The following is a 14,309-nucleotide window of genomic DNA, read 5'->3' on the forward strand; positions in this document are numbered from 1 at the left end:
CACTCAGGCCCGGCGGAGGCGGACCGTGACGATCTGGAAGGGCCGCATCACCAGCGGGACCGAGTCCCCCGCGGCCGCCGGTCCCCCCGCGCCGACCGGTTCCCCCGCGACCGGTTCCCCCGCGCCGACCGGTTCCCCGACGGCGACGGGGCCGACGGCCGTGCCGGACAGGGGCCGCTCCAGCAGGTCGCTCTCGACGGCCGCCGCGAGCGGGAAGCCCGCGGTGAGGGTCGCCGAGGCACGGCCGCCCAGGCACTCGTACAGCCGGACGACCACGTCGCCGCTGCGGTCCTCGGCCAGCTTGACCGCCTCGATCACCACCGCGTCACCGCCGTCGGCACCGGCGACCGACACCAGCGGGGTGACCGGCCCCGCGCCCGGCACCACCCGCTCGGGCAGGTTCAGCGCATGCCCCTCGCGGACCGCGTCGGCGATCCGCGCGCCCGGCGCCAGCGCGTACCGCAGGGTGTGCGTGCCCTGGTCGGTCTCCGGGTCCGGGTAGCGGGGGGCGCGCAGGAGGGAGAGGCGGATCGTGGTGGTCTGGCCGCCGTCGGGCCGCACGTCACGGGTGACGTCGTGCCCGTACGTGGAGTCGTTGAGGACGGCCGCGCCCCAGCCCGGCTCCTCCGCGTGGATCCACCGGTGGGCGCAGATCTCGAACTTGGCCGCCTCCCAGGAGGTGTTGGTGTGGGTGGCCCGGTGGACGTGCCCGAACTGGATCTCGGAGGCCGTCCGTTCGGCTTTGACGTCGAGCGGGAACGCGGCCTTCAGCAGCTTCTCCGTCTCGTGCCAGTCGACCTCGGTGACGATGTCCACCGTCGCGGCGTCCGCCCGCAGGGTGATCCACTGGGTCGCCTTCGACCGGCCGAAGGACCGGGTGGCCCGGACCGCCGCCGCGTCCGGGCCGGTCTGCACGACATCCAGGGCGTCCGCCTCGACGAGGTCGGTGACGTCGTTCCGGTAGAACGCGTCGATGTCCCAGGCGTCCCACATGTTCGGGAAGTCCGGGTGGATCTGGAGCAGGTTCGCTGCCCGCCCCGGCGCCACCGCCTCGCGCCCGGCCCACAGGTCGTACGCCGAGACGATCAGCCCGCGGCCGTCGACCTCCACCCGCAGCCGCCCGTTCGCCAGGATCCATCCGCCGCCGGGCCGCTCCGCCAGCTCCACCGGGCCCGAGGGCGCCTGCGGGACGCCGGCGCCGCCCGCCGGGACGCCGCGCCGGGTGTGCGGGGCGCAGTTGAAGACCAGCTCGGCGGTGCCCTCCCCGGCGAGCACAACCTGCGCGGCGAGGGTGATCGCGCGCAGTTCGTCCGCCACCCGGGCGTACGTCGCGCGGGCCTCGCGGTGCACCCAGGCGATGGACGACCCCGGCAGGATGTCGTGGAACTGGTGCAGCAGCACGGTCTTCCAGATCCGCTCCAGGTCCTCGTACGGGTAGGCGTACCCGGGCACCCGCACCGCCGCCGTCGCCGCCCACAGCTCGGCCTCGCGCAGCAGGGACTCGCTGCGCCGGTTGCCCTGCTTGGTCTTGGCCTGGGAGGTGTACGTGCCGCGGTGCAGCTCCAGGTAGAGCTCGCCGGCCCACACGGGCGCGTCCGGGTACTCGGCGCGGGCCTTGTCGAAGAACGCGTCGGGCGCCTCGACCTCGACCCGCGGGGAGCCTTCGAGGTTCCGCTGCCGCCGGGCCCGGGCGAGGTGCTCGCGGGTGGGGCCGCCGCCGCCGTCGCCCCAGCCGAAGGGGGCGAGGGAGCGCGAACCCCGTCCTTTCTCCCGGTAGTTGCGGGCGGCGTGGGCCAGTTGGGCGCCACCGAGGTCGCCGTTGTAGGTGTCGACGGGCGGGAAGTGGGTGAAGAGGCGGGTGCCGTCGATGCCCTCCCACCGGAAGGTGTGGTGGGGGAAGGCGTTCACCTGCGACCAGGAGATCTTCTGCGTCAGGAACCACTGGGAGCCGGAGAGCCGGGCGATCTGCGGCATCGCGGCCGTGTAGCCGAAGGAGTCGGGCAGCCAGACGCCCCGGGTCTCGATGCCGAACTCGTCCAGGAAGAACTTCTTGCCGTACAGGAACTGGCGGACCATCGCCTCGCCGCCCACCATGTTGGTGTCGGACTCCACCCACATGCCGCCGACCGGCACGAACTGGCCCGCCACCACCTTCTTCTTGATCCGCTCGAACAGCTCGGGCCGATGGGTCTTGATCCAGTCCAGCTGCTGGGCCTGCGACATGGCGAAGACGAACTCCGGGTGCTCGTCCATCAGGCCGAGCACGTTGGACGCCGTCCGCGCCACCTTGCGGACGGTCTCGCGCAGCGGCCAGAGCCAGGCCGAGTCGATGTGGGCGTGGCCGACGGCGCTGATCCGGTGGGCCGAGGCGTGGGCGGGGGCGGCGAGGACCGGGGCCAGGCGGGCGCGGGCGACGGCGGCCGTGCCGGGTACGTCGGCCAGGTCCACCGCGTCGAGGGCCGCCTCCAGGGCGTGCAGGATCCCGTACCGGCGGGCGTCGGCCCCGTCGAGCTCCACCATCAGGTCGTGGAGGACCTCCAGGTCCTGGACGAGTTCCCAGACCTCGGTCTCGAAGACGGCGAGGTCCATCCGGGCCAGCCGGTAGAGGGGTTGGTCGCCGCTGGTCTGCCGGTCGCCCTCGTAGGTGGGGGCGTGCTCGACGAGGACGGGGTTCGAGGCTGCTTCGACGTACCACTCGATCCGCTCGCCGCCCTCCACCGCGTCGGCGACGCGCACCCAGTCGTTGTACGGGTTGAGCGCCTTGACCTCGCTGCCGTCGGCGCGGTGGACCAGGCCCTCGCACTGGAAGCCGGGCATCATCCGGTCGAAGCCGAGGTCGAGGACGGCCTCGACGGTGCGCCCCGCCCAGTCGGCCGGGACGCTGCCGGTGACCCGGAACCAGGTGGTGCCCCAGGCCGGCCCCCACTCCGCGCCGACCGCGCAGGGCTCGTACGGGGCCGCCAGGCCCTCGGCGACGGACACGGGCTCGCCCGGGGCCTCCCACCGCTCCACGGTGAGCGGCACCGGACGGGAGTAGAGGGCCGGCTTGATGCGCTCCTTCAGGACGCGGCGCAGGCGGTGTTCGGTGATGCTGCGGTCGTCGTGCATGACGGCGGCTCCAGGGGAGGAGGGGGCGGTCGCGGAACTGCGGGCGGCGGGCGGGACGGGGGCCGGGGCGCGGCGCGCCTCAGGTTTTGACGGCTCCCTCGCCCACCCCCTTGAAGAAGTAACGCTGGAGGGCGAAGAAGAGGAGCATCATCGGCAGCAGCGCCGCCATGGCGCCGGCGGCGATGATCCGCTGGTCGTTGGTCGTGGTGGCGCCTGCCAGGGTCTTCAGGCCGAGTTGGAGGGTGTAGTGCTCGCTGTCGGTGAGCACGAGCAGCGGCCAGAGGAAGTCGTCCCAGGCGCCCATGAAGCTGGTGATGCAGACGACGGCCAGGGAGCCCTTCGCGGCGGGCAGGAAGACCCGGGTGAAGCGGGTCCACTCCCCCGCGCCGTCGAGGACCGCGGCCTCCTCGATCTCCCTGGGGACGGCGAGGAAGGCCGACCGCATGATCATGATGTTGAGGACCGAGACCGCTCCGGGGAGCCAGACGCCGACGAGGGTGTCGACCAGGCCCATGCCGCGGACCGTGAGGAACATCGAGATCATCACGGACTCGAAGGGGAACATCAGGGTGGCGGCGAGCACCGTGAAGACGGTCCTGCGGCCCCGCCAGCCGGCCCGGGACAGGGCGTAGCCACCCATGGCGGAGAACAGCAGGTTCGACGTGACGGCGAGGGCGGCGACGGTGAGGGTGTTGCCGGTGTACTGGACCAGCGGGAAGGACTCGGCGACCCGGGCGTAGTTGTCGAGGGTGGGCTGCGCGGGCAGCACCCCGTCGTACACGTTCTCGGTGCGGCCGCGGATCGAGGTGAGGAACTGCCAGGCGATCGGCCCGGTCAGGACCGCGAGCATCAGGAGCAGCACGGCGTACCGGGCGGCCCGTCCGGTCAGGCGGCGGGTCCGTCCGGCCGTGGGGGGCGGGGAGGCGGTGGGGCTCACGTCTCGTCCCCCTTCGCCAGGCGCCGGCCCAGCAGGCTGAAGCCGAGGGTGAGGAGGAACAGCAGGAGGGAGATGGCGGAGGCGTAGCCGGTCTCGCCGGCGAAGCCGAGTCCGACCTGCCGGATGAGGAAGGGCAGGGTGCGGGCCCCGCCGCCGGGGCCGCCGCTCTCGCCGCCGAGGATGTAGATCTCGGTGAAGACGCGCAGCGCGGAGATCGCCGAGAGGGTACCGACGAGCAGCATCATCGGCTTCACCTGCGGGATGGTGATGCTGACGAAGCGGCGGACGGGACCGGCTCCGTCGAGGGCGGCCGCCTCGTGGAGGGAGGCGGGCACGTTCCCGAGGGCCGCGAGGTAGAACACCATGTAGTAGCCCAGGCCCTTCCAGACGGTCACGATCATCGCGGAGACGAGCAGCATGGTGCTGTCGGTCAGGAACGGAACCGGCTCCGAGACGATCCGCAGCCGCTGGAACAGCGTGTTGACGAGCCCGTCGCTGCGCAGCACCCACTGCCACATCAGGCCGACGACCACGGCGGAGGCGATCACCGGCGTGTAGAAGGCGGACCGGAAGAACCCGATGCCCGGGATCCGCGCCCGTACCAGGACGGCGAGGGCCAACGGCAGCAGGACCAGGCACGGGACGACGACCAGCAGGTACAGCACGCTGTTGCCGGCGGCGGTCCAGAAGTCCGGGTCGGCGAGGGCACGCCGGTAGTTGTCGAGTCCGGTGAAGGTTCCGCCGCGCAGGATCCGGGCGTCGGTGAGGGACAGGATGACGGTGTTGACGAACGGCCACAGGCTGAACAGCGACACCGTCAGCAGGCCGGGGGCGAGGAAGAGGTAGGGCACCCACCACCGGCGGTGGCTCAGCCCCGGCTCCGCCTCCATGGCCCGCAGGGCCGCCCTACGTGCGCGGGTCACTTCATGGCCGTGTCGGCGAGCACCTCGTTGGCCTCCTCCTGGGCCCTGCGCACGGCCGTCGGTGCGTCCTGTTCGCCCTTGATGGCCTTCTGCACCTCGCGCACGACCGCGTCGCCGACCTGGTTGGTCCACTGGACGGGGGTGTTGGCGTCGAGGGCGGCGGACTTCAGCTGTTCGGCGCCGACCGCGCGGGCGACCGTGTCGGCGTCCTCGCCGTCGCCCCGGTCGGAGAAGCGGGGGTCGGCGAGGCCCTTGGCGTTGGAGGGGTAGATGGTGGCGTTCCGGGAGAACTCGACCTGGTTGGGGCCGTTGGTGACCCACTTGGCGAACTCGACGGCCGCGTCGAGGTGCCGGGTGTCCTTCCTGATGCCGAGGGACTGGGCGTAGATGCCGATGTGACCGAGCTTGCCGGTGACGGCCCCGGCGACCCGGGTCTGCGCGTAGACCTGCGGGGCGTTCTGCTTGATGTCCTTGACGAAGCCCGGGGAGCCGGGGCCGAAGACGAGTTTGCCGCTGCCGTAGAGCTGGTTGATGTCGTCGGCCTTGAGGAGGGACTCCTTGGGCATGGCGCCCTTGGCGTAGAGGGACTTCATCCGCTCGACCCATGCGACGGCCCCGGGGGTGTCGAAGACGAAGCGGTCCCGCCGGTCGTTGAGGAGGGGGACGCCCATCTTCTGCCAGTCCCCGGGGAGCCTGCCCTTGGGGTCGGCCATGAAGGCGGAGTACTGGCCGCCGGAGCGGGCGGCGATCTGCTCGGCGTAGTCGAAGAACTGCTCGACGCTGGTCGGGGGTGCGGCCGGGTCCAGGCCTGCCTTGCGGAAGAGTTCCTCGTTGTAGGTGAGGATCTCGGGGGTGACGTACCAGGGGTACGCGAACACGCCGTCGCCCTTGCCGGGGAGCTTGAACTGCTCCCAGGCGCCGGGTACGTACTCCTTGGCGGAGTCGCCGTCGAGTCTGGCGATGTCGGCGAGGAGGCCGCGGTCGCCGAGGAGTTGGAAGGAGTCGGTGGAGAGGTTGACGACGTCGGGGAGGGTGCCGGCCTGGGCGTCGGCGACGAGTTTCTCGTTGTAGCCGTCTCCGGGGACGTCCTCCCACCTGACCTTCGCCCCGGGGTGTTCCCTTTCGAAGGCGTCTATGACGCCCTGGACGTACGCGGTGTACTTGGGTTTGAGCTGGAGGGTGCGGAACGTGATCTCGCCGGCCACCCTTCCGGTCCTCTGCGCCTCCTCCGCGTCGGCGGGGCCGCCGCTCAGGCCGCACGCGGACGCGGAGAGGAGGGTGCCGGCCACGAGGGTGGCGAGTGCTGTGCGGGGCAGGTGCAAACGGTTCATCGTCGGCCGCCTCGGGGTAGTTCCGGCCTCGCTGCCGGATCGCGCTGCCCACGCTGGGCCCGGCGGCGGGGCGCGTCAATGCGGCCCCGGACGCGCGTGGCCGGATCGCACTAATGCGCTTTACCCTGGGCACCGCAAAACCGCTTTAGCGGCCCGTGCGGGGTGCTCGGGGCGGGGCGGGGGTGTCCCGGCATCCCGCGGACCGCTACCGCCGAGGGCGGGAAACCGGCCCCCGGCGTCCGGGAGAGCGACAGCGGCATGCCGCCCCGTGCCACGCCCTCCGGCAGGTGGACCCCGCGGGACCAGCGCCTTCGCGTCGCCGACGGCCGGGATCCTTCGGGACCTCGCAGCCCAACGGCTGCTGCGCGGCGGCCTTCGGTGGCGGGGCCGGTGGAGCCACCGGCGGGAGGAGGGCTGGAACTTCGGCCGGATCCCGCCGTGGGGGCCGCTGGTCGTCGCGGCCACCACCGCGGCAGGGAGGCGCGGAGCCCCGCCGCGTTCACGACGGCAGGGGCGGCGCCCGTCCCTGCCGACGGCGCGCCCTGACGGTGGTCGGCGGGCCGGGCGTTCGGCAGCGCAGGACCGGGGGGCCTGCCCGGCCCCTCACTTCATGCGGTAGTCGGCCTTCTCGGCGAGCTTGCCGTCCTTGAAGCAGAAGCGGTACACGGTCTCCTCGCCGACGGCGCTGTCGCCGCCCGCCAGGTACCAGGAGCAGACGCTGCCGGCGGGCTGGGCCGGACCGCCCTCCTTCAGCGCCTCCTTGAGGAACGTTTCGCCCGAGGGCAGCTTGGCGCGCACGGCGTCCTCGGGGTCGCCCACCTTCACGGCGGCGTACACCTCGGGCTCGATCATCGTCTTGCCGGCGGCGTCGACCACCTTCCCGATGCCCAGCACCAGCGCCACCGCGACCGCGATGCCGACGACCAGCGCCACTCCGCAGCCGATCAGACAACCCTTGCGCTGTGCCATGCCCGTTCCTCCGTGCGTGTTCGATCTGTCGTGTCCCTTGTGACACGCAGACCTTCGCAGGCGGGGGTGGGTGGGCGCCGTCCCCTAAAGTCGCGGCCCGGCACGACGATCGTCGTCCGTACGGCGCGTGCCGCCGCCCCGCCCCTACGTGTGCGCGGGGCCGACAACGAGGTCACCCGGGTCGGTGTTGGCCCCGCACAGCACCACGACGACGCGCTCGCCCAGCGGTTCGGGTGCGGTGCGCAGGGCGGCCAGCGCGGTTGCCGCGCCCGCCTCGACCACGATCCGGTGTTCCTCCCACAGGACCCGACGGGCCGCGGCGATCTCCGTGTCCGGGACCAGGACGGAACGGACGTCGCCCCGCCGGGCGGCGGCCAACGCGTCCGCCGAGACCCGGGTGGCGCCCAGCGAGTCGGCGGCCAGCGAGTCCACCGGGACGTCGACGGGCCGGCCCGCCGCCAGCGCCGCGTTCAGGGCCCGGCAGTTCTCCGGCTCGGCGGCGACCACGCGGATGCCGTGTTCCCGCGCGGCGGTGGCGACACCGGCGAACAGGCCGCCGCCGCCGACGGCGACGACCACGGTGTCCACGCCCGGCAGCCCGGCCCGGATGTCGTCGAGCAGGGTGCCGGCGCCGGCGGCGACGAGGGGGTGGTCGTAGGCGTGGCCGGCCAGGGCCCCGGAGGAGGCTGCGAACTCCTGTGCGGCGGCCTGCGCCCCGGCGAACCGGTCCCCGGCGAGCCTTACGTCGGCCCCGTACCGCCGCAGCCGGTCCACCTTGATGCGGGGTGCGTTGACCGGCACGAACACGGTGGCGGGCACGGAATGGGCGCGGGCCGCCCAGGCGCAGGCCAGGCCAGCGTTGCCGCCGGAGGCGATGGCCACGCCGGCCTCGGGCAGGGCGCCGGCCTCGCGGTGGGCGGCGATGAAGTTGTGTGCGCCGCGGGCCTTGAAGGAGCCGGTGTGCTGGAGGTACTCCAGCGCGAACCAGACGCCGTCGGCGGCGGGCACCACCGGGGCGGTGCGGACGGCCCCGGCGATCCGGCCGGCGGCGGCGCGCACGGCGGCGCGGTCGAGCTGCTGTTCCACGGTCACTCTCCCCTGGGGGCTCGGTGCTTGAGGACGGAGACGGCGTCGCGACGTGAGGGGTGGTCGAGGGTCGATCGCTCGGGCGGGGGTCCGGGGGCGGCGGGTGGTCGCGTGATCAGGCGTCGGGCCGCGCGGCGTCGATCAGCTGGCGCAGGGCGCCGTGGTACACGTCGTCGCCGGTCAGTGCGGGCAGTACCTCGTTCAGCCCGGCCGAGAGGACGGGGAACTCGCCCGGGTCCAGCGCCGCCAGGGCCGCCCTGGAGGCGGCGGTGGCCCCGGCCGGGTCGCGGTGGTCGACGAAGGCGGCGCAGCCGAGCGTGAGCAGGTACATGCGGCGGTAGACGGTCATCGCCTCGGCGGGGGTCATCCCGGCGGCCACGCTGTCGGCGAGCGCGGGCTCGACGAGCCGGGCCAGCAGCCGGCGGCCGAGCCACGGCCGGGCGCCGCGCAGCACCAGCAGCCCGGGGTGGGCGGTGAGCAGCTGGTAGAGGGCGGTGAAGCGGCGCTCGGCGGCCTCGGCCCAGTCGGTCCCGGGCGGGATCTCGGGCAGTTGTCCCGCGAGGTGCTCGGTGCACAGGTCGAGCAGGCCGGCGAGGTCGGTGCAACGGCGCTGGACGGTGGCGTGGGAGACGTCGAGCCGGTCGGCGAGGGCGCGGAAGCTGAGCGCGTCGTGCCCTTCCTCGTCGATGATCCGCAGGGCGGCGACGGCGATCGCCCCGGGTGTCGCCCGCTCCAGGGCCGGTGATCTCCTCGGCATGAGATACAGCGTATCAGCCGGTGTCACATACACCGGATCTGCGCGATCGCGTGACGGCGCTTACGCCCATATTGCTGGTCATCTCCGCACACCGGACGACTTTCGTTGACAGCGGGTAGTCGCACCGCTGCACTGGGCGCACCACAGCGCCGTCAAGCCACCGCCTCCACCGCCTCCACCGCCTCCACCGCAAGGAGTCTCCGTGCCGCCTCGCCTGCGTGCGTCGCTCCCCTGCCTGACCGCGGCCGCCCTGTTCGCCCTGTGCCTCGCCCCCGCCCCGGCGGCCGCCGAGCCGACCGCGACCTCGGACACGCCGCTCGCCCTCACCCCGCCCATGGGCTGGAACAACTGGGCGCACTACATGTGCGACATCGACGAGGCCAAGGTGGTCGCCAACGCCGACGCGCTCGTATCCAGCGGCCTCGCGGCCAAGGGCTACGACACGGTGACCGTCGACGACTGCTGGATGACGAAGAGCCGCGACGCGCAGGGCGCGCTCGTCGTGGACGCCCAAAAGTTCCCGCACGGCATGGCCTGGCTGGGCGAGTACCTGCACGCCAAGGGCCTGAAGTTCGGCATCTACCAGGACGCCGGCTCGCTGACCTGCGAGAAGTACCCGGGCAGCGGTTCCCCCGAGGGCGGCGGCCCGGACCACTACGCCCAGGACGCACGGCAGTTCGCGTCCTGGAAGGTCGACTACGTCAAGATGGACGGCTGCAACCTGTGGGTGCCGCCGGGCAAGACCAAGGAGCAGGCCTACCGCGACGCGTACGTCGCCGTGGCGAAGGCGCTGCGGGCGAGCGGCCGCAGCATGGTGCTCTCCGCCTCCGCGCCCGCCTACTTCCAGCAGGGCGAATGGGGCGGCTCCGACTGGCACAGGGTGCTCGGCTGGGTCGGCTCGACCGGCCAACTGTGGCGCGAGGGCAAGGACGTCAAGGTCTACAACCCGGCCGCGCCGGCCACCTCCCGCTGGAGCTCCGTCCTCGGCAACTACGGCTACAACCGCTGGCTCGGCCGGTACGCGGGCCCCGGCAACTGGAACGACCCCGACTTCCTGATCGCCGGCGCCCCCGGCCTCACTGACGCCGAGAGCCGCAGCCAGGTCGGCCTGTGGGCGATGATGGCGGCCCCCTTCATCCTGTCCTCCGACGTCTCCGCGCTCACGCCGGGCGGACTGGCCGCCCTCGGCAACACCGATCTGATCGCCCTGGACCAGGACCCGATGGGCCGCCAGGGAACGGTGGTCTCCGCCAACGCCACCTTCGAGGTGCTAGCGCGGCCGCTGGCCAACGGCGACCGCGCCGTCGCCGTCCTCAACCGGTCCGGCAGCACCCGCGACATCTCGGTCCCGCTCGCCGACATCGGGCTGTACGACTGCACGGTCGACGCCAAGGACCTGTGGACCGGCCGGCGCACCGCGGTCTCCGACTCGCTGACCGGGCGGCTCGCCGGACACGACACGGCGGTGTGGCGGCTCACCCCGCACCACGGGTGTGGCGGGGCCGTGCCCACCGGGCAGATCACCGGTGACGGCGTGAAGTGCATGGACGGCGCCAACACCACCGGAGTCGGCGCGGTCGTCCTGGCCGCGTGCACCGCGGCCTCGGACCAGCGGTGGGTCCTCGGCGACGGGAAGAGCCTGCGACTGAACGGCAAGTGCCTGACGGCGAGCGGTGGCGACCTGGTGGAGCTGGCCCGCTGCGTGCCGTGGAAGGCGCGGCAGAGTTGGACCCACCTGCGGGGCGGGGCCCTGGTCGAGAAGGTGAGCGGGTCGTGCCTGACGGCGGCCCCCGCACCCGCGACGGTGGACGCCCCGGCCGAGCGGCTGCGGCTCGCCGAGTGCGGCGACCACCGCGTGGACCAGGCCTGGTCCCTGCCGGTCTGACGGGCACCCGCATGACGAACCTCCGCACCGCGGGCCGGCGCCGCCGGCCCGCCCCCTCGCTGCGCCCCGCCGCCGTCGCCACCTTGCTGGCCCTGCTGTGCGCGGGCTCCCCCGCCCTCGCCGGCGTACGGACCCACCCCCCGACGGCGGCGCCGGGCGCGCCGGGCTCCCCGGAAGCTCCGCGTGCTGTGGGTGCTCCGGGTGCTCCGGGTGCTCCGGGTGCTCCGGGTGCTCCGAGCACACCAAGCGCTCCGAACGCTCCGGGCGGGCCGGCCGGAGCCGGGCCGCACGGTGCTGCCGCCGCCTTCGACGCCGGCCCGGCGCGGGCCGCGCTGAAGCGGCTGCTGCCGCGCCACGCGGCCCAGTTCACGCTCGTACCGGATGCGGCCGCCGGGGCCGACACCTTCACCCTGTCCGGGCGGGCCGGTGCGATCACGGTCCGCGGATCGACCGGCGCCACCCTGCTGACCGGCGTCGGCTGGTACCTCCAGCACGTCGCGGGGGTCGACATCGGCTGGCCCGGCGACAGCATCGGCATGCTGCCCGCGCGCCTGCCCGCGGTACCCGCCCCGGTCACCCGCAGCGCCCTGGTCCCGCACCGGTACGCCCTCAACGACACCGACGACGGCTACTCGGGCCCGTACCGCACCTTCGAGCAGCACCAGCGGCAGATCGACCTGATGGCCCTGCACGGCATTAACGAGGTGTTCGTGCAGGTCGGCGCCGAGTACCCGTACTACCGGGCGCTCCAGCGCTTCGGCTACTCCGCCGCGGAGCTGCGGCAGTGGATCCCCGCGCCGGGCCACCAGAGCTGGTGGCTCCTGCAGAACCTGAGCGGGTTCGGCGGCCCGGTCTCCGAGCGGCTGATGCGCGAGCGCGCCGAACTCGGCGGCCGCCTCGCGGAGCAGCTGCGGGGACTCGGCATGACCCCCGTCCTGCCCGGTTACTTCGGCACGGTGCCGCCCGGGTTCGCCGGGCGCAACCCGGGCGCGGTGACGGTGCCGCAGGGGGACTGGGCGGGCTTCGAGCGGCCCGACTGGCTGGACCCGTCCTCGGCCGCGTTCCCGAAGGTGGCGGCCGCGTACTACGCGGAGCAGCGCGCCGTGTTCGGGGACAGCAGCATGTACCGGATGAGCCCGCTCCACGAGGGCGGGACGGTGGGCACGGTCGACGTCCGGGCGGCGGCCGGAGCCGTGCAGTCGGCCTTGCACGCCGCGCACCCCGGGGCGGTGTGGGCGGTGCTGGGCTGGCAGGACAGCCCCCGCAAGGAGCTGCTGGCCGGGGTGGACACCGCGAAGGTGCTGATCCTCGACGGGTTGTCCGACCGGTACAACCGGCTGGACCGGGAGACCCGCTGGGGCGGGGTGCCGTACGCGCTGGGCACGATCTACAACTTCGGCGGGCACACCACCGTCGGCGCCAACACCTCCGTGTGGATCGACCGGTTCGGCGCTTGGCGGGCCAAGGGCAACAGCGCGCTGAGCGGCACCGCCTACCTACCGGAGGCCACCGGGACCAACCCGGCCGCCTTCGACCTGTTCACCGATCTGGCGTGGGAGCCGGGGCCGATCGACCAGAAGGCGTGGTTCGCCGGGTTCGCGGCGCGCCGGTACGGGCGACCCGACGCGGAGGCGGCGGCCGCCTGGGAGGAGCTGCGCAAGGGCCCGTACAGCACCTCGTCGGGGCTGTGGTCGGAGTCCCAGGACAGCCTGTTCACGGCCCGGCCGAGCCTGACCGCGGCGGGCGCCGCGTACTGGAGCCCCCGGTCGATGCGCTACCCCGCCGATTCCGTACGCCGGGCCCTGGACCACCTCCTCAAGGTGGACCCGCGGCTGCGGGGCTCCAGCGCCTACCGCTTCGACCTGGTGGACACCGCGCGGCAGGCGTTGGCCAATCACTCGCGGGTGCTGTTGCCGGGGATCAGGGCGGCCTACGAGGCGAAGGACCTGGTGCGGTTCCGTTCGCTGACGGCCGCCTGGCAGGACGCGGAACGGCGGCTGGACGCCCTGGCCGGCTCCGACCCGAACTTCCTGCTGGACGACTGGCTGGCCGCGGCCCGCGCCGCGGGGCGCGACCGGGCGGAGCAGGACCGGTACGAGTACGACGCCAGGTCGATCCTGAGCGTGTGGGGCGGGCGCGGCACCAGCGAGGGCGGCTTCCTCCACGACTACGCGAACAGGGAGTGGCACGGCCTGGTCCGCGAGCTGTACGCGCCGCGCTGGGCGGCGTACTTCAAGGCGCTGGACGAGGCGCTGGTCAAGGGGACCGCGCCGGCGGAGATCGACTGGCACGCCTTCGAGGAGGCCTGGGCCCGCCGCACCACCCGGGAGCCCGGCCGGACGACCGGCCCGAGCGGGGACCCGCACACGCTGGCCACGGCTGTCGCGGAGCTCCTGAAGGCTCAGGGGTAGGCGGGGCGAGCGCGAGGGAACGGGGGGCGGGGCGAGCGCGCAGGAACGGGGGGCGGGCCGCGGGGCGGCACCCACCGGCCGCCTCCGCCTCCCGGCGCGCACGCGGTCCGATGGACAGGTGATCGGACCGCGCAGGGGCACTCACCCTTTCGAGGGAATCTCGGTACCCCCTGTGGGGGAGAACCCCGCCCGCACACCGCCGCTCGGCGCGGGGCAGTCGTTTCACTGGCCCGGGAGCGAACGGAGGCGGCGCCGCCGAATCGATACGGCGGTCACCGCTTCCGACGCCGTGACGGCCCCACCCGACCAGGAGAGCACCGAGCATGTCCCAGACCGGACAGGAGCGGCCCGGCCGGCCCGAGCAGGACGTCCCCGCGCAGGCGGGCCCCGCGCAGGGGCCGCCGACCGCCGGGAACCCGGAGGCCCCCGCTGACCCGCCGGCTCCAGCGGTGCCGGCCGGCGGGGCGGGCGCCGCGGAACCCGACCGGTTACCGGCACTTCCTCCAGCGGCAGCCCCGGGTCCGGGTTCGCCCGGCCGGCCCGCGTCCGTGCCCTGGCCCGCCGACCCGGGTGAGCGCCTCACCGACGGGGTGGTGGAACTGCGCAAGCGCGGCGGGCCGGCGGCACACTGGGCCGACGGGGAGGCCGCACACCCCTTGGAGACAGTGGCCCGGCAGGCCGCCGAGCGGGTCGCCGCCGAGCGCCGCCCACGGGGCTGACGGGCCAATCCAGCCCCGTCAACGTCCGAGGCGATCCGCCCCCGCCAGCGTCCGAGGCGATTCAGCCCCGCCGGCGTCCGAGGCGATTCAGCCCCGCCGGCGTTCGAGGCGATTCAGCCCCGCCGGCGTTCGAGGCGATTCAGCCCCGCCGGCGTTCGAGGCGATTCAGCCCCGCCGGCGTTT

General features: G+C 73.8%; 10 protein-coding genes. 3 read left to right on the forward strand and 7 right to left on the reverse strand.

Going from position 1 to position 14,309, the window contains the following annotated elements:
* Nucleotides 1-3: 3 nt before the first annotated feature.
* The 7 genes from ACFV7Q_RS13285 to ACFV7Q_RS13315 all read right to left on the reverse strand — a co-directional run bounded on the left by ACFV7Q_RS13285 (nt 4) and on the right by ACFV7Q_RS13315 (nt 9,111).
* Nucleotides 4-3,108, reverse strand: a complete 3,105-nt coding sequence (locus ACFV7Q_RS13285) for an alpha-mannosidase (protein ID WP_385427733.1) — start codon at nt 3,106-3,108, stop codon at nt 4-6.
* A 79-nt stretch (nt 3,109-3,187) separates the two neighbouring features.
* The gene (locus tag ACFV7Q_RS13290) at nt 3,188-4,045 is read right to left on the reverse strand and encodes a carbohydrate ABC transporter permease (protein WP_385427736.1); all 858 of its coding nucleotides are present in this window, start codon (nt 4,043-4,045) and stop codon (nt 3,188-3,190) included.
* On the reverse strand, nt 4,042-4,935 hold the full coding sequence (locus ACFV7Q_RS13295) for a carbohydrate ABC transporter permease (protein WP_385427759.1): 894 nt from the start codon (nt 4,933-4,935) through the stop codon (nt 4,042-4,044). The genes ACFV7Q_RS13290 and ACFV7Q_RS13295 overlap by 4 nt, the downstream gene beginning before the upstream one ends.
* Nucleotides 4,936-4,964: 29 nt before the next feature.
* Entirely contained in the window at nt 4,965-6,299 is a 1,335-nt protein-coding gene (locus ACFV7Q_RS13300) for an ABC transporter substrate-binding protein (RefSeq protein WP_385427738.1), read from the reverse strand.
* A 603-nt stretch (nt 6,300-6,902) separates the two neighbouring features.
* Nucleotides 6,903-7,268 (reverse strand): hypothetical protein, encoded by a 366-nt coding sequence (locus ACFV7Q_RS13305; RefSeq protein WP_385427741.1) that lies wholly within the window; start codon nt 7,266-7,268, stop codon nt 6,903-6,905.
* Between the two features lie 144 nt (nt 7,269-7,412).
* Nucleotides 7,413-8,354, reverse strand: a complete 942-nt coding sequence (locus ACFV7Q_RS13310; protein ID WP_385427743.1) for a serine/threonine dehydratase — start codon at nt 8,352-8,354, stop codon at nt 7,413-7,415.
* 115 nt (nt 8,355-8,469) lie between these two features.
* Nucleotides 8,470-9,111, reverse strand: a complete 642-nt coding sequence (locus ACFV7Q_RS13315; protein WP_385427745.1) for a TetR/AcrR family transcriptional regulator — start codon at nt 9,109-9,111, stop codon at nt 8,470-8,472.
* Nucleotides 9,112-9,313: 202 nt separating this feature from the next.
* Between ACFV7Q_RS13315 and ACFV7Q_RS13320 the strand changes: the two genes are divergently transcribed.
* From ACFV7Q_RS13320 to ACFV7Q_RS13330, 3 genes are all read left to right on the forward strand, one after another.
* A complete protein-coding gene (locus ACFV7Q_RS13320) occupies nt 9,314-10,996 on the forward strand; it encodes a ricin-type beta-trefoil lectin domain protein (RefSeq protein ID WP_385427747.1) in 1,683 nt (560 codons plus the stop codon).
* Between the two features lie 11 nt (nt 10,997-11,007).
* Complete coding sequence (locus tag ACFV7Q_RS13325; RefSeq protein WP_385427750.1) at nt 11,008-13,407, forward strand: alpha-N-acetylglucosaminidase; 2,400 nt, start codon at nt 11,008-11,010, stop codon at nt 13,405-13,407.
* Nucleotides 13,408-13,730: 323 nt separating this feature from the next.
* Nucleotides 13,731-14,126, forward strand: coding sequence for a hypothetical protein (locus ACFV7Q_RS13330; RefSeq protein ID WP_385427753.1), 396 nt, complete (start codon nt 13,731-13,733; stop codon nt 14,124-14,126).
* Nucleotides 14,127-14,309 lie beyond the last annotated feature (183 nt).

Source organism: Streptomyces sp. NPDC059851, assembly GCF_042732005.1.
Taxonomy (GTDB): Bacteria; Actinomycetota; Actinomycetes; order Streptomycetales; family Streptomycetaceae; genus Streptomyces.